Here is a 17,879-nt window from a genome sequence, read left to right as displayed (position 1 = left end):
CGCGGCTAGAGCCTGCGAAGTCCACTGAGCACCCTTTCCAGCAGGTTGAGATCCGGCTTGCCCGCGTCCAGCTGCGGCTGATGCAGCTGGATCAGACCCTCGGCCGCCATGTCCGCGACCAGGATCCGGGTCACGCCGAGCGGGATGCGGAGCATCGCAGAGATCTCAGCGACCGAACGCACTTGCCGGCACAGGGCGCTGATCGCCTGATACTCCGGAGTGCGGGTGGATAGATCATGATGTGCGGACGTCGCCGAGGAGACGAGTGCCTCCATGGCGAGCTGGGTCCGGGGGGCGGTCCGCCCCCCGGTCACGGCATACGGCCGGACCAGGGAGCTCTGCTCCGCCGGTGCCGGTTGCATGAGATGTGAAGGACCCCCCTGTTGCCGATAGGGGTCGTCCATCGACTGATAAGGCGACCCGCCCAGCGGGTCACCTTCACCAGCCCAGCCGCGGCCTGCCACGGCATCCTCCTAGGATCATCGTCCTCACCTGGGGTGGGAGGCCTGGAGTTCGGCGCGGACGGCCGGCGTCAGCACCTGCCCCGCTCGTTCGACAAGCAGGGTCATCTGATAGGCCACCAGACCCATGTCACAGTCGGCGGCGGCCAGTACGGCGAGGCAGGAGCCGTCACTGATCGACATGATGAGGAGCAGCCCTCGCTGCATCTCCACCACCGTCTGGGTGACCGCTCCGCCCTCGAATACCCTGGAAGCCCCCTGGGTCAGGCTGATCAGACCGGCCGCGACCGCCGCCAGCTGGTCCGCCCGGTCCCGGGGGAATCCGTCGGAATACGCCAACGGCAGACCGTCCGCCGACACCACGACCGTGTGCGCCACGCCTGGGACGTTGTTCACAAAGTCGGTGATCAGCCAATTGACCCCCCGGGCGGCCTGGCTCATTTCGCGCACGTGTCATCCTCCTTGGCGACCATGATGAGCTCGCTCACCGGTCCTCCTTGTTTCCTTCAACGTCCCGACCGAAGTCGGGATACGGCTGCCCGTCGCCGGCCTCGCCCCTGGCCGCCGCGCGGCCCTGCCGTACTCCCTGCTGGAAGCTCGCCAGCCTGTTGCGCACCGCCTCGGGGGAGACGGTCGGCCGGAGTACGGGGGTCTGGGGGGCCGCACCCGGGTCGGGTGCGGCCGTACCGGGCACCAGGTTCGCCTTGGGCACCCGCTTGGGGAGCCCGGAACCGGTGATCCCGCCGAGCGAGGGTTCGCTCGCCGCCTGGGCGGCCTGCCAGCCCGCGTCCGCGGGCGAGGACCAGGCGTCGGAGGCGGGCGCGGGCTGGGGGGAGACCGCGTCCTTGAGCTCCTCGGTCAGGTCCTGGACGGGCGCCGCGGGTTCGACCTTCCTGAACCAGTCGGACTCGACCGCGGCGAAGATCGGCAGGAACTCCTCCTTCGCCTCTTCCATGGGCGAGGAGTCGCGGACCACGGGCAGCGGACCGGTGCTGTCGGCCGGCTCGAAGGTGCGCCGTTCGAACGGCCCCGAGTCGGCGGTGGACGGCCATCCCCCGGCCCCGCCCTCGCGGGCGGGCGGGTTCGGCCAGGCTCCGCCGTCGCCCTCGCGGGAGGGCGGGGTGGGCCATATCCCGGAGTCGCCGCCGCTCATCGGCGCGCTCGGCCACATCCCGGAGTCGCCTTCACGGGCGGGCGGGTTCGGCCAGGCCCCGGAGTCGCCGCCGCGCATCGGCGCGTTCGGCCACACGCCGGTGTCCGTCTGGGAGGTGTTCGGCCAGCCGGAGTCGGCTCCCGGTGGCGGCACGTGGCCGGGCCACGGGGTGTCGACCGGCGCCTGGCCGAAGTAGCCGCCGCCCGGTGAGGACTGCCCGGCGTCGAAGGAGCCGAACTGCTGCCCCATGTCGAAGGAGGTGAAGGGGTGGGCGGCGTCGAACGAGGCGAACGCCTGCTGCGCGGGGTCGAGCGCGGTGGGGCTGGCCAGCACGGGCGCCCGGTCCATGGGGCTCATCGACCCGGCCCAGTCGCCGCCCTGCGGCACGGCCGTGCCGCCCGGGTGGGCGCCGGCGGCGGCGAGCAGGGCCTCGGGGAGCAGCACCATGGCGGTCAGGCCGCCGCTGTCCTGCTGGCGGAGCTGCACGCGGATGCCGTGCCGCAGGGCCAGCCGGCCGACCACGAACAGGCCCATGCGGCGGGAGACCGAGACGTCCACCACCGGCGGGTTGGCCAGCCGCCAGTTCGCCTGCCCGAGCTCCTCGGGAGTCATGCCGATGCCGATGTCGGTGACCGAGACCATCACGCCGCCGCCGTCGATGCGGTTGCTGGACACGACGACCTTGGTCTCCCGGGGGGAGAAGGAGATGGCGTTCTCCACCAGCTCGGCGATCAGGTGCACGACGTCGTTGACGGAGGTGCCGACCACGGCCACACCGGCGGAGAGCCGCAGGTCCACCCGCTCGTAGTTCTCGACCTCGGAGAGCGAGGCGCGGACCACGTCGATCAGGGGGATCGGCTGGCTCCACCGGCGCGCGGGCTCCTGGCCGGCGAGGACCAGGAGGTTCTCGCTGTTGCGGCGCATGCGGGTGGCCAGGTGGTCGAGGCGGAACAGGCTGCCGAGACGGCTCTCGTCCTGCTCGCCCTGCTCCAGGCTCTCGATGAGGGACAGCTGGCGTTCGACCAGGGTCTGGCTGCGCCGGGAGAGGTTGACGAACATCGCGTTGACGTTGCTCCGCAGCGTCGCCTCCTGGCCGGCCAGCCGTACGGCCTCGCGGTGCACCTCGTCGAAGGCGCGGGCGACCTGGCCGATCTCGTCGTCGGAGGCCACCCCGATCGGGGCGATGTCCTCGGCCGCGGCCTCGCCGCTCTCGCGCATGCTCTGCACGGTGTCCGGGAGGCGCTGGCCGGCGATGGACAGGGCCTCGGTGCGCAGCGTGCGCAGCGGCCTGACCAGCGACCGCGCCATGATCGCGGTGATGACGAGGACGAGGATGAGCAGCAGCACGCTCAGCCCACCGGCGATCAGCGCGCCCTGCTGCTCGGACTCCTGGAGGACGCGGCTCTGCGTGATCAGGGTGTCGGCGATCCGCTTCTCCACCGCACGCATCCGCTCGATGGTGTCGGAGGAGGCGTCGAACCAGGTCGTCTGGTCGCCGGCGCCGGTCCTGGAGACGTCGATGCGGACGAGCGGTGCGCCCTCGACGGCCAGCACGAGGGCGCGGGCGCGCATGGACTCCGCGCGGTCCTTCTTCTGGCTGCTCACGGTGTCGTCGTAGAGCTGGCGCTGGGTGACCGAGGCGTCGGAGCGGAAGGCCGCGAGCTCGCTGTCGCGCTGCGCGCGGGCGGCCAGCATGGCGTTCAGGCCTTCGGAGGTGAAGGTCCTGTCGGCGAGGGCGATAGCGAGGTTCGCCCGTTCCCTGGAGGCCTGTTCCTTGGCCCTGGACAGCGCGCCGAACGCGGTCGCGCTGCCGGCGAGCTCCTGGTCGGCGACACCCTGGATGATCTCGTCGTGCAGGGCCAGCAGGTCGGCGATCGTCCGGGAGTACATGGCGATCGTGGGCTGGGCGGGGAGCTGGGTGCCGACCGCGGTCTTGCGGACGCTGTCAAGCTCGTCGATGCGGCTGCGCATCTGGGCGAGCTCGGTCTTGCCCCGCTCGCCGAAGCCCTCGTCGGCATTGCTGCCGATGATGAGGTCGATGCGGTCCCTGGCCTTCTTGGCCACCTGGTCGACGGCCCGGTACTGCTCCTGCAGCCTGGCCTTGCCGGTGCTGCCGCGGCCCTGGGCGACGAACCGGGCCGACAGGTCGCGCTCGGCCTCCAGGTTGTGCGCCAGGTCGCTCAGCTCGGCGACCAGCTCGGCGCTGGTCCGCACCCGCTCGTATTCGGCGGCGGTGCTGATCGACGTGGTCACCCGCAGGCCGCCCAGGATGATCGCGGCGGCGGTGGGGATGACGATGAGCGCGATCAGCCGCGTCCGCACGCGCCAGTTCTTGAGCGCGAGCTTGCTGCCGTTCGTCTCGGGTCCACGACCGTCGAGGTCCGGAGCCTGGCCGCCTTCCGGCGGCACCCCCTGGGCGTCGAACGCCGGGGGGGATGCCGCCCCGGATTCGCGTTCGCTGGGGATTGACGCTGTCCTCACTGGCCTCCGCTGCCTCTCCTCGGATCGTCTGCTTGGAGGGGATCGCGTCACGCAAATGATGTGCAAGTGACGCCGACGCATCCATGGGGTAGGGGTTATTGGAGCACAGCCGGATGAGTTCAGCCAACAGCACATAACTCGCGTTTTATGCGCAACCGGCACACATGGCGCGTAACCGGACAGTCACTCTCCGACCGAACGTGCGAATTTTCACAAAGCGATGAAATACCTTTCTTGACACCCTTGACTGCGACGACTAGACAAATCCCAGCCATCGCGATTCACGGGCACAGGGCAAGAAAGTCCGATTATGACCCTTTTGGCCCTTTAGGCCGATATTTGTAATTTGGGCGATCTACTCCGCTACTCTGATCCGCGGTCGGCATACCCCCCTTGATCACGTGCCTCCCGGGACATCTCCATGTCGCCCGCTAGCTTCCAGTAGCTTCCAGCGAGTTCCGGCCGGGGCGGTCAAACGCAGCTAAGGAGACCCCATGAGGTTCAGACTTGCGGGCCGGGCGGTCGTCGCAGGGCTCGCCGCCGTGCTGACCCTGAGCGCCTGTGGTGGTTCGGACGCCAAGACCGACACCGCCAACGCGAGCGGGCTTGAGAAGACCAAGATCACGATTGGCGCGCTGCCCATCCCCGACTCGGCCGCGCTCTACATCGCCAACAAGAGGGGCTTCTTCCAGAAAGAGGGCCTGACGGTCGACATCCAGGTGGTCCAGGGTGGCGCCCAGGCGCAGCAGTCCCTGTTCGGCGGCTCCCTCGACGCCACGCAGACCAACTACGTCTCCACCTTCCTGGCCACGGCGGCCGGCAACAAGCCGAAGATCATCTCTGACCTCTACCAGGCGACCCCGAACTCCTTCAACCTCATGGTGGCCAAGGACTCCTCGATCAAGACCCCGGCCGACCTGAAGGGCAAGAAGATCGCGGTCAACAGCCTCAGGAACATCGGCACCCTGTCGGTGACCTCCGTGCTCAAGACGCACGGACTGACCGACAAGGACGTCGAGTTCCTGGAGTTCCCCTTCCCCGACATGGCCGGCAAGCTGGAGCAGGGCGTGGTCGACGCGGCCTGGATGACCGAGCCGCACCTGACCGCGGTCCAGAAGAACATCGGCGCCCAGAAGCTCGCCGACACCATGGTCGACTCGACCGCCGACTTCCCCATCGCCGGCGTGATCGTCACCGAGGACTTCGCCGCCAAGAACCCCAAGACCGTCGCCGCCTTCCAGCGCGCGGTCGCCGAGGCCCAGAAGATCTCCGCCGCCGACCGCAAGGCCGTCGAGGAGATCCTGCCGACCTACACCAAGGGGATCGACGCGGCCACCGCCGCCGTCATCACGCTCGGCACCTTCCCCACCAGCCTTGACGCCACCCGCCTGCAGCGGGTGGCCGACCTGATGCTCGAGCAGGGCCTGCTGAAGAGCAAGATCGAGGCCAAGTCCCTCCTCCTCGGAAACTCCGGGTGATCGGACGGCGCCTGCTCGACAGCAAACCGCTCTGCGGCGCCCTCGGCGCCGCAGGGCTGTTCTGTGTCCTGGAGGCAACCGGCCGGACCGGGCTGATCAGCCCGATCGTGTTTCCGCTGGCCTCGACGGTGCTCGGCCGCGCGGCCGAGCTCGCGACCGACGCGGACTTCCTCCTCGACGTCGTCTCGACCCTCGGCGCCTGGGCGCTGGGGCTCCTGCTCACCGTCATGATCGCCGTACCCGCCGGGTTCGTGCTCGGCACCCTGCCGCGTGCGGAGACCGCACTCCGGCCCGTCCTGGAGTTCCTCCGCCCGATCCCGTCGCTGGCGCTGATCCCGCTGGCGCTCGCCCTGTTCTCCGACAGGTTCGACATGAAGATCACGCTGATCGTCTACGCCGCCACCTGGCCGGTCCTGATGAACACGCTGTACGGGCTCAAGGACGTCGATCCGCTCGCCAAGGAGACGCTGCGCAGCTTCGGGTTCGGCCCGCTGTCCGTGCTGTGGCGGGTGTCGCTGCCGAGCACCGCGCCGTTCGTCGCCACCGGCGTACGGCTGGCCTCGGCGATCGCGCTCATCGTGGCGATCAGCGTGGAGCTGCTCGCCGGAGGCTCCGACGGCATCGGCGTCTTCCTCATCGAGGTGGGCGGCAGCCCCGACGCGATGGTGTACATCATCGCCACCGCCATCTGGGCCGGAGTCATCGGCCTGGTCACCGACAGCCTGTTCGTGCTGGCGGAACGGCGGATCTTCCGCTGGCACACCGCCCGGACCGAGGTGGTCTGATGAACCGCGTCCTGCGCGCCGCCGGCCGCCTGTGGGCGGTGCCGGTGGTGCTGGTGGTCTGGGAGCTCGTCACCCGCGCCGCGGAGAATCTCTCCTTCCCGCCGCCGACGACGATCGCCGCGAGCATGTACGAGATGTGGCTGACCGGCCCGGCCGAGCGGCTGTGGCTCACCGACGCGGCGCTGGAGAACATCCCGGCGAGCATCGGCCGGCTGCTGGCCGGATGGGTGCTGGCCGGAGTGATCGGGACCGCCGTCGGGCTCGTTCTGGGCCGCCGGCCGCTGTACTTCCGGTTCGTGGACCCGCTCGTGCAGTTCGCCCGCGCCATCCCCCCGCCCATGCTGCTGCCGTTCTTCATGGCGCTGTTCGCCATCGGCCCGCAGATGCAGATCAACGTGATCGTGTTCGGCATCATCTGGCCGGTGCTGATCAACGCGGCCGAAGGGGCCCGGCACATCGACCGCCAGTACGTGGACACCGCCAGGGTCTTCGGGCTGTCGCTCAAGCAGCGGCTGTTCCTGCTCGTCCTCCCCGCGGCGATGCCGAAGATCTTCGCCGGTCTGCGGGTCAGCCTGTCCCTGGCGTTGATCCTGATGGTCATCTCCGAGCTGGTGGGCAGCACCGACGGGATCGGCTTCCAGCTCCTGGACGCCCAGAGGTCTTACGACCTCCCCGGCGTGTGGGGGACCATCGTGGTACTCGGTGTCCTGGGATATGTGCTCAACTCGGCGTTCCTCGCGGCCGAACGACGCGTCCTGTCCTGGCACCGGACCGCCAAGCAGACGACCTGAGGACCTGCTGTGCTTGAGATCTCCAACCTGACCCACACCTACGGCAGCGGACCGAGCGCGCACAATGCGCTGGGCGGCATCGACCTGTCGGTCGCCGAGGGCGAGCTGGTGTGCATCGTCGGCCCCTCGGGGTGCGGCAAGTCGACCCTGCTGCGCTCCATCGCCGGGCTCCTGCGGCCCACCGGCGGCCAGGTGGTGCTCAACGGCTCTCCCGTCGAGCAGACACCGGACAACCTGGCCGTGGTCTTCCAGGACTACAGCCGCTCCCTGTTCCCCTGGATGTCGGTGGCCGACAACGTCTCCCTCCCCCTGCGCCGCAAGGGAATGGACAAGAAGCGGCGCCGGGAGGCGGCGCTGGAGGCGCTGGAGCAGGTCGGCCTGGAGGGGGCCGCGGCCAAATACCCGTGGCAGCTGTCCGGAGGCATGCAGCAGCGGGTCTCCATCGCCCGCGCCCTCGCCTACCGCCCCGCCCTGCTGCTGATGGACGAGCCCTTCGGGTCGGTGGACGCCCAGACCCGCGAGGAGCTGGAGGACCTCACCCTGCAGGTCCGCGGCCTCCACAACATGACCATCGTGCTCATCACCCACGACATCGACGAGAGCGTCTACGTCGGCGACCGCGTCGTGGTCCTGTCCAAGGCCCCGGCCGGGATCGTGGGCGACCTCCGCGTGGACCTGCCCGGACCGCGCGACCAGATCACCACGCGGGAGCACCCCGACTTCGTGCACCTGCGCGCCGAGGTCGGCCGCCTGGTCCGCGGCATGCGGAGCCAACCGGCCTCCGCCCCCCAGTAAGACCAGTAAGAGAGGACTGCCAATGAGCGACCCACAGGCACCGGTCTGGGATGCGATCGGCGGGGTCTCCCGCTTCGCCGCCCTGGCCACCATGGCCGAGCTGGGCTGCGCCGATCACCTGAAGGACGGGCCGCTGAGCGTCGAGGAGCTCGCGGTCCGATGCGGGGCGGACCCGGCGGCGCTCGGCCGGGTGCTCCGCCAGCTCGCCGCCATGGGCATGGTGGCGACGGCGGCGGCCGGGACCTACGAGCTGACCGAGGCGGGCGCCACGCTCCGCGGCGACGTGCCCGACTCGCTGCGGTCCGCCGTACGGATGATCGCCGAGGAGGGCTTCTGGTACGGCATGGGCACGGTCGCCCAGACCGTGCGGACCGGCAGGTCGGCCTTCGTCGAGCGGCACGGGCCCCTCTACGGCTACCTCGGCGACAACCCCGGGGCCGGGCGCCTGTTCGACGACTACATGGTGGCCAGGGCCCTGCCGTTCGCGGACGCCGTGGCCTCCCGCTACGACTTCTCCGGCGTGCGCACCCTGGTGGACGTGGCCGGCGGCAAGGGGCACATCCTGGCCGCCGTCCTGAAGGCCCATTCAGACATGCGAGGAATCCTGTTCGACCTGGAACAGGTGGTCCCGGGGTCACGGGAGTTCTTCGCCGAGGCCGGTCTTGAAGATCGGTGCAAATGCGTCAGCGGGGACTTCTTCGCCTCGGTGCCCGCCGGGGCGGACGCCTACCTGCTGGGCAGCGTGATCCACAACTGGTCCGACGAGGACGCCGTGCGGATCCTGCGCAACATCCGGGACGTCATCGCGGACGACGGCCGGGTGCTCCTGGTCGAGTTCGTCGTGCCGGACGACGACAGCGCCCACATCAGCAAGGACGTGGACATGCGGATGCTCGCCCTGTTCGGCGAGGGCATGGAGCGCAGCGCCTCCGAGTACGGCGAGCTGCTGGGCAAGGCCGGTTTCCGGCTGAGCCGCCGGGTGGAGCTGCCGGGCGGGTCGAGCATCGTCGAGGCACTGCCGATCTGACCCGGGCGGAAGGCCGGTGACGTGGAGATCCGCGTCACCGGCCTTCGGCGTTTCGGAGAGCCCGCGTCACCGGCTCCTGGCGCAATTCCACGGCCGGCTCGGCGACCACGCATTCGATTCTCGCGGCGTTCGGGCCGAGCGCGGTGGCGAGAGCGCCGATTCCTCCTTCGACCGTCAATACGCGCATGCGTCGCCGCCCCCCGGCCGCCATTCCGTCGGACCGGCCTCCATTCAAGATCATGAATCATGAATTTATGTATCGTCTTAATAGTTGATTTCGGATGGTTTTCCACTGGAGCCGCCCGATGGAATCGCCATGGCCGAGTCGAATTCCCTCCGCTAGAGTCACTGTCGCTTCAAAAGCCGCCGGGACGGGTGATCTATTAGGCGCATCGGCCCGTTCCGATTCCGCTCATGAAATGCAGCACCCGTCCAAAGGAGAGTTCATGGGAGTCAGACGTGCCTGTCTGGCCGGGCTGGTGGCCGCGCTGGCGCTCAGCGCCTGCGGGGGCGTGGACGGCGGCGCCGCCCGGCCCTCGGCCGGCGACGGGCCGGAGAAGACGGAGATCACCGTGGGTGTGGTGCCCGTCCCCTCGGCGGCGCCGCTGTTCATCGCGATCGAGAAGGGCTTCTTCAAGGAGGAGGGGCTGACCGTCAGGACGGAGACCATCCAGGCGCCCCAGGCCGTCATGCCGAAGATCCTCAACGGCGGCATCGACACCTTCCTGACCAGCTACGTCTCCCTGATCACCATCCAGGACTCCGGGGTGGCCAAGCTCAAGATGCTGGTGGAGTCCCAGCAGGGCGCGCCGGGCGTCAACGGCGTGCTGGTCACCGGCGACTCGCCGCTGAAGGAGATCGGCGACCTCAGGGGCAAGAAGATCGCGGTGAACGTGGTCAAGGCACTGGGCGAGGTGGCCACCAGCGCCCATCTGAAAGCCGCCGGGCTCACCCCCGCGGACGTGAGCTTCGTGCCGGTGCCCTTCGCCGAGCAGCTCGCGGCGCTGCGCGCGGGCCGCGTCGACGCGGCCTGGACGACCGAGCCCTACATCTCGGCCGCCAAGAAGGACCTGTCGGCCCGCGTGCTGGTGGACACCCTCACCGGCCCCACCGAGGGACTGCCGCTGGACGGCTGGGCGGCGAGCGCCGACTGGACGGCCAGGAACCCGAAGACCGCCGCCGCCTTCCAGCGCGCCCTGGGCAGGGCCCAGAAGCTGGCCGCCGCCGACCGCTCCGAGATCGACAGGGTGATCCCGTCCTTCACCAAGATCCCGGCCGACGTGGCGGCCGCGATGACCCTGGCCACGTTCAGCACCTCACTCGACGCCGCCCGGATCCAGCGGGTGGCCGACCTGATGTCCGAGTTCGGGCTGACCAGGACCCGGATCGACGCCACCGCCCTCGTGGCGGGGTGAGGGCCCGCATCCGGATGACGAGCCGCCCGCCCTCCCAGGGACCTGACCGTTGAGCCTGCGCAGGACCCGCCGCGGCGTCGCCGGCGTCGCGGTGTGCCTGGCCGTACTGGAGACGCTCGGACGCACCGGGCTGATCGATCCGCTGCTGCTGCCGCTCGCCTCCACCGTGGTGGCCGGCGTGGCCCGGCTGGCGATCGACCCGGACTTCCTGGCCGACGCGGGCCACACCCTCCTGGCCTGCGGCTGCGGGCTGCTGATCGCGGTGGCGGTCGCCGTACCCGCCGGGTTGCTGCTGGGCACGGTGCCCACGGTGGAGAGCGCGCTGCGCCCGCTGATCGAGTTCCTCCGGCCGATCCCGTCGGTGGCGCTGATCCCGCTCGCCCTGTTCCTGTTCACCGACGGCACCCAGGCCAAGGTCGCGCTCATCGTGTTCACCGCGGCCTGGCCACTGCTGATCAACACGATGTACGGCCTGCGGGAGGTGGACCCGGTGGCCAAGGACACCCTGCGGAGCTTCGGCTTCGGCCCCCTGGCCGTCGTGGTCCGGGTCTCGCTGCCCAGCGCGGCCCCGTTCGTCGTCACCGGCGTGCGGATCGCGGCCTCGGTCGCCCTGATCGTGGCGGTGAGCGTGGAACTGGTCGCGGGAGGCGCCGGGATCGGCACCTTCCTCGGCGACGCCGCGGCCGGGAACCAGCGGGACACGATGCTCGCCGCCGTGCTGTGGACCGGTGTCATCGGCCTGACCGCCAATACCCTGCTGGTCACGGCCGAGCACCGGCTGTTCGGCTGGCGTCGCGCCGGGGCCGGGGAGGTCCGGTGAGAGGCCTGCCGGCCCGATGGTGGAGCGTGCCCGTCGCGCTCGCAGGCTGGGAGCTGCTGACCCGGTGGGCTCGGGCGGTCTACTTCCCGCCGCCCTCGGCGATCGCGGCCCGGCTGCACGAGATGTGGTTCTCCGGACCGGCCGCCCGCCTCTTCCTGACCGACGAGGCGCTCGGCGACGTGCTGCCCAGCCTGGGCAGGCTGCTGCTCGGCTGGAGTACGGCGTGCCTGGTCGGGATCGTCGCCGGGGTGGCCGTCGGCCGCTCGGCCCGCCTGTCGGAGTATGTCGGCCCGCTGATCCAGCTCGGCCGGTCCATCCCCCCGCCCACGCTGCTGCCGATCTTCCTGCTGCTGTTCGGCGTGGGGTCCCCGATGCAGGTGGCCGCCATCGTGTTCGGCGTCACGTGGCCGGTGCTGATCAACTCGGCGGACGGCGCCCGCTACGTGGACCGCGGATATCTGGAGACCGCCCAGGTCTTCGGGGTGAACCGGGGCCGGCGGCTGCTGCTGGTCGTTCTCCCGGCGGCGGCCCCGAAGATATTCGCGGGCCTGCGGCTCAGCGTCTCGCTCGCCCTGATCATGATGATCGTCTCGGAGCTGGTCGGCAGCACCGAGGGCATCGGCTACCGGATGCTGGTCGCCCAGAGCGAGCTGGACATCCCGTCGATGTGGGCGGCGATCACCCTGATCGGGCTGCTCGGCTACGGCCTGAACACGGCGTTCCTCCGGGTGGAGCGGCGCGTGCTCGCCTGGCACCCGGCCGCCGCCTGATCCGGCCGCCCCCTGCGGAGCCGTTCCGGGGCCGCGTGCCGGCGGCAGGGGCGGTGGCCATGGCGTGGGGCTCACCTGTTGGGGATGAGACCCACGCCACGGCCTCAGACCCGGAGGGTGAGGACGTGCTCGACCAACGTGATCAGGGTCGACTTCACGGCGTCGCGGGACCGGGCGTCGGTCCGGACGACGGGGATGTGCGGGGAGATCGTCAGAGCCTCCCGCACCTCCTCCTCACCGTGGATGTGCGAGCCGCCGAAGCCGTTGAGGGCCACGACGAAAGGCAGTCCGGCCTCCTCGAAGTAGTCGATCGCCGGGAAGCTGTCGGCCAGCCGCCGGGTGTCGACCAGCACGATCGCGCCGATCGCGCCCTTCACGAGGTCGTCCCACATGAACCAGAACCGGTGCTGACCCGGCGTACCGAACAGGTACAGGATCAGGTCCCGGTCCAGCGAAACCCGGCCGAAGTCCATGGCCACCGTGGTGGTCCGCTTGGTCGGGATGTGCGAGAGGTCGTCGACCTCCGCACTGGCCTCTGTCATCACCGCTTCCGTGGTCAGCGGCATGATCTCGGAGACCGCGCCGACGAAGGTCGTCTTGCCGACACCGAATCCTCCGGCGACAACGATCTTCGTCGACGTCATTCCGGCGTCAGAGCCTGCGAAGCCCACTGAGCACCCTTTCAAGCAAGTTGAGATCCGGCTTTCCGGCATCCAGTGACGGCTGGTGGATCTGCACCAGGCCCTCGGCCGCCATGTCCGCGATCAGGACCCGGGTCACGCCCAGCGGCATGCGCAGCAGGGCTGAGAGCTCCGCCACCGAACGCACTTGCTGGGACAACGAGATGATCGCCTGATACTCCGTAGAGAGCGTGCCCGTATCCACGCTCACGAATGTCGCCGAGGAGACCAGCGCCTCGAGTGCGAGCTGCATCCGAGGGGCGGTCCTTCCCCCGGTCACAGCGTACGGGCGAATCAGACGATCTCGCCCGCTCTTGGCCTGAGACGTGTTCGGGGTTTCCTCCCCCGGTCCACGCCAACCTGGTGCGTCCATATCACCCCCCTATCGCTGAGCCGACTGCAGCTCGGCCCGGAGCGCAGGCGTGAGCGCCTGTCCGGCACGCTCAGCCAGCAGTGTCATCTGGTAGGCCACCAGACCCATGTCGCAGTCCGGCGAGGCCAGTACGGCGAGCGCGGAACCGTCGCTGATCGACATCGTCAGCAGAAGGCCCCGCTGCATCTCGATCACGGTCTGGGCGACGGGACCACCCTCGAAGACCCGGGAGGCCCCCTGGGTCAGGCTGATCAGGCCGGCCGTGATCGCGGCGAGCTGGTCGGCGCGGTCCTTCGGGAAGCCCTGCGAGTAGGCCAGTGGAAGACCGTCCGCGGAGACGATCACCGCGTGGGCGACTCCGGGCATCTCCTTGACGAACTCGGTGATCAGCCAATTGAAGCCGCGGGCGGCCTGACTGAGTTGGTGGTTCACTGCTTCTCTCCCTCGACGGCGTTGGACCGCTCGTTCATCTCAGCGCGGCCCTGCCGTACGCCTTGCTGGAAACTGGACAGACGACTGCGCACCCGCTCCGCCGAGATCGGGGGCATCGGGGGCGGCGGCGTCGCCGGCGCCGCGGAGGCGGATCCGGGGACGAGGTTCGCCTTGGGCACCCGCTTGGGCAGACCGGCTCCGGTCGTGCCCCCCTCCACGGGCTTCTTGGCCACCTCGGCGGCGGCCCAGCCCTGGTCGGCGGGAGTGCTCCACGGCTGCCTCTCGACGGGCGGCTGGCTCTGCCTGGGCTGCCGCACCGGCAACGGCTGGGCCTCCTGGACCGGCTGGAGCGGCTGCTCCAGCGGCCGGGGCCTGGCCGTGGGCTCGGGCTCGGACGGGGCCTCGGGCTCGGACTCGGGCGCGAGCTCGGTGGAGGCGCTGCTGCGGAACCAGTCGGACCCCACCGCCGCGAAGATCGGCAGGAACTCCTCCGGCTCCGGCTCCGTCGCCGACACCTCGACCGCGGGCAGGTTCTGGGTGCTCTCCACCATCTCCTGCCGCGTGTCCTGCCGCTGCGGCGTCCACGGGTCGACCGGCGGGACCTCCGGCCAGGACGGCGGGAACGACGGCTGCGCGGCCGGGGCGGGCGGCGCGGCGGGGGGCGGCGACGAGACCGACGTGAACGGCGACGACCACAGGTCCTCCACCGCGGAGGCGGACACCACCGGCGCCGACCAGAGGTCGGCCGTCGCCGGGGGCGGCGGGGCGGAGAAGTCCGGGGCCGCGGGCGGCCGGTTGGCGGCTCCCCGCCCGGGGGCGAGGCCGAACGGGTTCGGGTTCGGCCCGGCCCCGAACGGGTCCGGGTTCGACATGCTGCCGAACGACGGCTGGGACATGCCCTGCCCGGCCATGGCCATCTCCGGCAGCGCGGACTGGGCCACCACCTGCACGGGGAGCAGGACGACGGCGCTCAGGCCGCCGGCCTCCGGACGGCGGAGCTGGACCCGGATGCCGTGGCGCATGGCCAGGCGGCCGACCACGAACAGGCCCATCCGGCGGGAGACCGACAGGTCCACCGCGGGAGGCTCGGCCAGCCGGCGGTTGGCCTCGGCCAGTTCCTCCTCGCTCATGCCGATGCCGGCGTCGGTGACCGCCAGGATGATGGCGCCCGTCTCGTTGCCGTTGCTGCTCACCGTGATCTTGGTGTCCTGCGGCGAGAAGAAGATGGCGTTCTCGACCAGCTCGGCGATCAGGTGGACGATGTCGTTGACGGCCGAACCGATGATCGAGGTGCCGGACTCCACCCGGAGGGACACCCGCTCGTAGTTCTCGACCTCCGACAGCGAGGCGCGCACGACGTCGCTCAGCGGGACCGGCTCACTCCACCGGCGGCTCTGCTCCTGGCCGGCGAGGACCAGGAGGTTCTCGGAGTTACGGCGCATGCGGGTGGCCAGGTGGTCCAGCTTGAAGAGGCTGGCCAGCCGGCTGTCGTCCTGCTCGCCCTGCTCCAGGTCGTCGATGAGGTCGATCTGGCGCTCCACGAGCGACTGGGTGCGCCGGGAGAGGTTGACGAACATCGCGTTGACGTTGTTCCGCAGCCGGGCCTCGTCGCCCGCCAGCCGGATGGCCTCGCGGTGGACCTCGTCGAAGGCCCGGGCCACTTCCCCGATCTCGTCCCGGGAGACCACTCCGATGGAGGGCACCTCGACGTTGGGGGCCAGGTCCCCGGACTCCCGCAGCACGCGGACGGTCTCGGGCAGCCGGGTGTCGGCCACTTCAAGCGCCTCGCTGCGCAGCCTGCGCAGCGGGCGGACCAGCGTTCCGGCCACCCAGGCGGTGATCAGCAGGATCAGGATCAGCAGGACGAGGATCGCGGCACCGGAGATGATGGCGCTGCGCTGCTCGTTGCTCTCCATCTCCTGGCTGCGGGCGACGACCGCGGCGGACAGGCCGCGCTCGACGGCCCGCATGCCGTCCACCGTCGCCGTGGAGGAGCTGAACCAGTTGTTGAGCCCCCTGACGGGCAGCGGCTTGAACTCGCGCATGCGGGATCGGACCAGAGCCGTGATGGAGTCGGCCCGGTCGATCTTCTCCCCGCTGACCGCCTCGTCGAAGCGCTTGATGTCGCCGGAGGCCGCGGTCGCGCGGAAAGCCGCCACCTCGCTGAGCTGGCTCTGGTGGGCACCCAGGAACTGAGCGGGGTCGTCGAAGTCGAACTTGCGCTCCTGCAGGCCGACGAGCAGGATGCCTCGCTGGACGGCGACCTGCTCCTTGGCCCGCGTCAGCGCGCCCAGCGCGAGCGCGTCACCGATCAGGCGCTCGTCGCCGCCGCTGCGGCCGAGGTCGTCGTGGAGGGTGATGAAGTCGGTGATCATCCGCGAGTAGATGCTGAGGGCCGCGCGGGGAAGCACGCTTCCCTCCATCGGCCTGCGCAGACCGGGCAGACCCTTGAGCCAGCGGTTCACCTGGGCGGTCTCGGTGAGGACCCGGGACGCCTGCCCGCGGTCGAGGCTCTCGATCGACTTCTGCACCTGCGCGCTGGCCTGGTTGACCACTTCGCGCTGCTGCTTGACCCTGGTGAGGCGTGCCGGGCGGCGCCTGTCGGCGATGTACCAGGCGGTGAGGTCGCGTTCCTCGGCCATCTCGTGGGAGAGGGTGCCGAGCTGCTCGACGAGCGAGGCGACCTCGGTCATCTTGCGGTACTCCCCGGCGCTGGCCAGCGAGCTGGTGAGCTGGAGCCCGGACAGCACCACTGCCGCCGCGGTGGGGAGCAGGATCAGCGCGACCAGACGGGGACGCACGCGCCAGTTCGATGGCAGGAGTCGGCTGCCCGCCCCTGAGGCACGGTGGCTCCGGCGGTCTTGTGTCATCACTGGCCTACGTAACCCCTCGCCGGGTGCGGATGCGGCGAAAGCAATTTGAGCACATCCTTTATGTCACTTCGAATGGAGTAAGTGTCGACAAATCCCCACAAAAGGGATATTCGCCCCAGAATTTCAGGCGGGCCGGAAGGAATCTCTGGCCTCGGGGGCCTGGTGTTTGATCATCAGATGGCGCGTCACGGAGTACTCCTGGACGGCCTCCTGGCTCATGTCCTTGCCGAAACCACTGCCCTTGACCCCGCCGTGCGGCGCCTCGGAGGCGATCGGCAGGTGGTCGTTTACCCAGGTCACGCCCACGTCGAGGCGGTGCGAGACACGCAGCGCCCTGGCCACGTCGCTGGACCAGACCGAGGAGGCCAGGCCGTAGGGAGTGTCGTTGGCCAGCCGTACCGCCTCGTCCTCACCGTCGAACGGCAGAGCCACCAGCACCGGCCCGAAAAGCTCACCCTGAACGATCTCACTGTCCTGGCGGGCGCCGGCGATCAGCGTGGGCGGGTAGTAGAACCCGGGGCCGTCGAGCGGGACACCGCCGCAGAGCACCGAGGCGCCCGAGGCGGCGGCGCGTTCGACGAAACCGTGCACGCGGGTCCGGTGCGCGGCGGAGATCAGCGGGCCGATGTCGGTCGTCTCGTCCCAGGGGTCGCCCGCCTTGATCTTCTCCAGCGTCGCATGAAGGGCGTCGACGGCCTCGCCGTACACCTCGCGGGAGATGTAGACGCGGGTGGCGGCCGTGCAGTCCTGACCGGTGTTGTAGGTCGCGCCCATGGCCACCCCCCTGGCCATCTCGGCCAGGTCCGCGTCGCCGAAGACCAGCGCCGGGGCCTTGCCGCCGAGCTCCAGGTGGACCCGCTTCAGCGAGCCGGCGGCCCCGCGCATGACGGCGCGGCCGGTCTCGGTGGAGCCGGTGACGCTCACCATGTCCACACCCGGGTCGGTGACCAGGGCCTCGCCCACCTCGGCGTCGCCCAGGACGACCTGGAGCAGCCCCTCGGGCGCCCCCGCCCCGGCGAACAGCTCGGCCAGCCGGAGCGTGGTGCCCGGCGTCTGCGGGGCGGGCTTGACGACCACCGCGTTGCCCGCCGCGAGGGCGGGGCCGATCTTCCAGATGGCCATCACGAGCGGGAAGTTCCACGGCGCGATCGACCCGACGACACCGACCGGGCGGCGGACCAGCACCGAGGTGTAGCCGGAGCTGAGCACCCCGGCCCCGGTGCCGTCCAGCGAGCGGGCCGCCCCGGCGAAGAACCGGAGGTTGTCGGCCGCGAACGGCAGCTCGCCGTCACGGAACACCGCGGCGGGCTTGCCCGTCTCGGCGACCTCCAGCCGGGTGAGCTCCTCGGCGTCGGCCTCGACGAGGTCGGCGAAGCGGAGCATCACCTTGGCCCGCTCGGCCGGGGTTGCCCTGCTCCACTCCTCGTAGGCCGCCCGTGCCCGCCGTACGGCGGCCGCCACCTCGGCGACCGGGGTGTCCGGCACGTCCCTGAGGAGTTCGCCGTCTGCCGGGTTGATCAACTTGCCCATGGAACTTCCCTTGTG

General features: G+C 70.3%; 16 protein-coding genes. 8 read left to right on the top strand and 8 right to left on the bottom strand.

The window, feature by feature from the left end; genetic code table 11:
* Positions 1–5: 5 nt before the first annotated feature.
* The 3 genes from SROS_RS08790 to SROS_RS08780 form a co-directional block, all read right to left on the bottom strand.
* On the bottom strand, positions 6–404 hold the full coding sequence (locus tag SROS_RS08790) for a DUF742 domain-containing protein (protein ID WP_043651616.1): 399 nt from the start codon (positions 402–404) through the stop codon (positions 6–8).
* 84 nt (positions 405–488) lie between these two features.
* A complete protein-coding gene (locus SROS_RS08785) occupies positions 489–902 on the bottom strand; it encodes a roadblock/LC7 domain-containing protein (protein WP_197048434.1) in 414 nt (137 codons plus the stop codon).
* Between the two features lie 43 nt (positions 903–945).
* Positions 946–4,095 (bottom strand): sensor histidine kinase, encoded by a 3,150-nt coding sequence (locus SROS_RS08780; RefSeq protein ID WP_012888555.1) that lies wholly within the window; start codon positions 4,093–4,095, stop codon positions 946–948.
* A gap of 494 nt (positions 4,096–4,589) precedes the next feature.
* On the opposite strand from SROS_RS08780, the gene SROS_RS08775 reads away from it, so the two are divergent.
* The 8 genes from SROS_RS08775 (at position 4,590) to SROS_RS08740 (ending at position 11,976) form a co-directional block, all read left to right on the top strand.
* Positions 4,590–5,573 (top strand): ABC transporter substrate-binding protein, encoded by a 984-nt coding sequence (locus SROS_RS08775; protein ID WP_012888554.1) that lies wholly within the window; start codon positions 4,590–4,592, stop codon positions 5,571–5,573.
* Positions 5,570–6,358 carry an ABC transporter permease gene (locus SROS_RS08770; RefSeq protein ID WP_012888553.1) on the top strand — a complete coding sequence of 263 codons (789 nt, stop codon included), beginning with the start codon at positions 5,570–5,572 and terminating at the stop codon, positions 6,356–6,358. Before SROS_RS08775 ends, SROS_RS08770 begins: the two co-directional genes overlap by 4 nt.
* Positions 6,358–7,149 carry an ABC transporter permease gene (locus SROS_RS08765; protein ID WP_012888552.1) on the top strand — a complete coding sequence of 264 codons (792 nt, stop codon included), beginning with the start codon at positions 6,358–6,360 and terminating at the stop codon, positions 7,147–7,149. The genes SROS_RS08770 and SROS_RS08765 overlap by 1 nt, the downstream gene beginning before the upstream one ends.
* Before the next feature lie 9 nt (positions 7,150–7,158).
* Positions 7,159–7,944 carry an ABC transporter ATP-binding protein gene (locus tag SROS_RS08760; RefSeq protein ID WP_012888551.1) on the top strand — a complete coding sequence of 262 codons (786 nt, stop codon included), beginning with the start codon at positions 7,159–7,161 and terminating at the stop codon, positions 7,942–7,944.
* Positions 7,945–7,966: 22 nt separating this feature from the next.
* Entirely contained in the window at positions 7,967–8,971 is a 1,005-nt protein-coding gene (locus SROS_RS08755; RefSeq protein ID WP_012888550.1) for a methyltransferase, read from the top strand.
* A gap of 446 nt (positions 8,972–9,417) precedes the next feature.
* Positions 9,418–10,386, top strand: a complete 969-nt coding sequence (locus SROS_RS08750; protein ID WP_012888548.1) for an ABC transporter substrate-binding protein — start codon at positions 9,418–9,420, stop codon at positions 10,384–10,386.
* 49 nt (positions 10,387–10,435) lie between these two features.
* Positions 10,436–11,206 (top strand): ABC transporter permease, encoded by a 771-nt coding sequence (locus SROS_RS08745; RefSeq protein ID WP_012888547.1) that lies wholly within the window; start codon positions 10,436–10,438, stop codon positions 11,204–11,206.
* Positions 11,203–11,976, top strand: coding sequence for an ABC transporter permease (locus tag SROS_RS08740; RefSeq protein ID WP_012888546.1), 774 nt, complete (start codon positions 11,203–11,205; stop codon positions 11,974–11,976). The genes SROS_RS08745 and SROS_RS08740 overlap by 4 nt, the downstream gene beginning before the upstream one ends.
* Positions 11,977–12,080: 104 nt before the next feature.
* Here the strand turns inward: SROS_RS08740 and SROS_RS08735 are convergent, their stop codons facing one another.
* The 5 genes from SROS_RS08735 to SROS_RS08710 all read right to left on the bottom strand — a co-directional run bounded on the left by SROS_RS08735 (position 12,081) and on the right by SROS_RS08710 (position 17,864).
* Positions 12,081–12,620, bottom strand: coding sequence for a GTP-binding protein (locus SROS_RS08735; protein ID WP_012888545.1), 540 nt, complete (start codon positions 12,618–12,620; stop codon positions 12,081–12,083).
* Positions 12,621–12,627: 7 nt separating this feature from the next.
* Positions 12,628–12,909, bottom strand: a complete 282-nt coding sequence (locus SROS_RS08730) for a DUF742 domain-containing protein (protein WP_031158898.1) — start codon at positions 12,907–12,909, stop codon at positions 12,628–12,630.
* 129 nt (positions 12,910–13,038) lie between these two features.
* Positions 13,039–13,461, bottom strand: coding sequence for a roadblock/LC7 domain-containing protein (locus SROS_RS08725; protein ID WP_012888544.1), 423 nt, complete (start codon positions 13,459–13,461; stop codon positions 13,039–13,041).
* A complete protein-coding gene (locus tag SROS_RS08715) occupies positions 13,458–16,262 on the bottom strand; it encodes a sensor histidine kinase (protein WP_052316897.1) in 2,805 nt (934 codons plus the stop codon). Before SROS_RS08715 ends, SROS_RS08725 begins: the two co-directional genes overlap by 4 nt.
* 195 nt (positions 16,263–16,457) lie before the next feature.
* Positions 16,458–17,864, bottom strand: a complete 1,407-nt coding sequence (locus SROS_RS08710) for an aminobutyraldehyde dehydrogenase (RefSeq protein ID WP_012888542.1) — start codon at positions 17,862–17,864, stop codon at positions 16,458–16,460.
* Positions 17,865–17,879: the final 15 nt, after the last annotated feature.

The sequence above is a fragment of the Streptosporangium roseum DSM 43021 genome, assembly GCF_000024865.1.
In the GTDB taxonomy this organism is placed as follows: domain Bacteria; phylum Actinomycetota; class Actinomycetes; order Streptosporangiales; family Streptosporangiaceae; genus Streptosporangium; species Streptosporangium roseum.
Note: the sequence above shows the minus strand (reverse complement) of the source record. Positions and strands in the feature narration are given on the sequence as shown.

What these genes read in the sequence shown, in the direction of transcription:
- SROS_RS08755 (WP_012888550.1), top strand. Translation starts at nt 7,967, where the DNA reads ATGAGCGACCCACAGGCACCGGTCTGGGATGCGATCGGCGGGGTCTCC.
- SROS_RS08750 (WP_012888548.1), top strand. Translation starts at nt 9,418, where the DNA reads ATGGGAGTCAGACGTGCCTGTCTGGCCGGGCTGGTGGCCGCGCTGGCG.
- SROS_RS08730 (WP_031158898.1), bottom strand. Translation starts at nt 12,909, where the DNA reads ATGCAGCTCGCACTCGAGGCGCTGGTCTCCTCGGCGACATTCGTGAGC.
- SROS_RS08790 (WP_043651616.1), bottom strand. Translation starts at nt 404, where the DNA reads ATGGACGACCCCTATCGGCAACAGGGGGGTCCTTCACATCTCATGCAA.
- SROS_RS08735 (WP_012888545.1), bottom strand. Translation starts at nt 12,620, where the DNA reads ATGACGTCGACGAAGATCGTTGTCGCCGGAGGATTCGGTGTCGGCAAG.
- SROS_RS08710 (WP_012888542.1), bottom strand. Translation starts at nt 17,864, where the DNA reads ATGGGCAAGTTGATCAACCCGGCAGACGGCGAACTCCTCAGGGACGTG.
- SROS_RS08785 (WP_197048434.1), bottom strand. Translation starts at nt 902, where the DNA reads ATGAGCCAGGCCGCCCGGGGGGTCAATTGGCTGATCACCGACTTTGTG.
- SROS_RS08765 (WP_012888552.1), top strand. Translation starts at nt 6,358, where the DNA reads ATGAACCGCGTCCTGCGCGCCGCCGGCCGCCTGTGGGCGGTGCCGGTG.
- SROS_RS08775 (WP_012888554.1), top strand. Translation starts at nt 4,590, where the DNA reads ATGAGGTTCAGACTTGCGGGCCGGGCGGTCGTCGCAGGGCTCGCCGCC.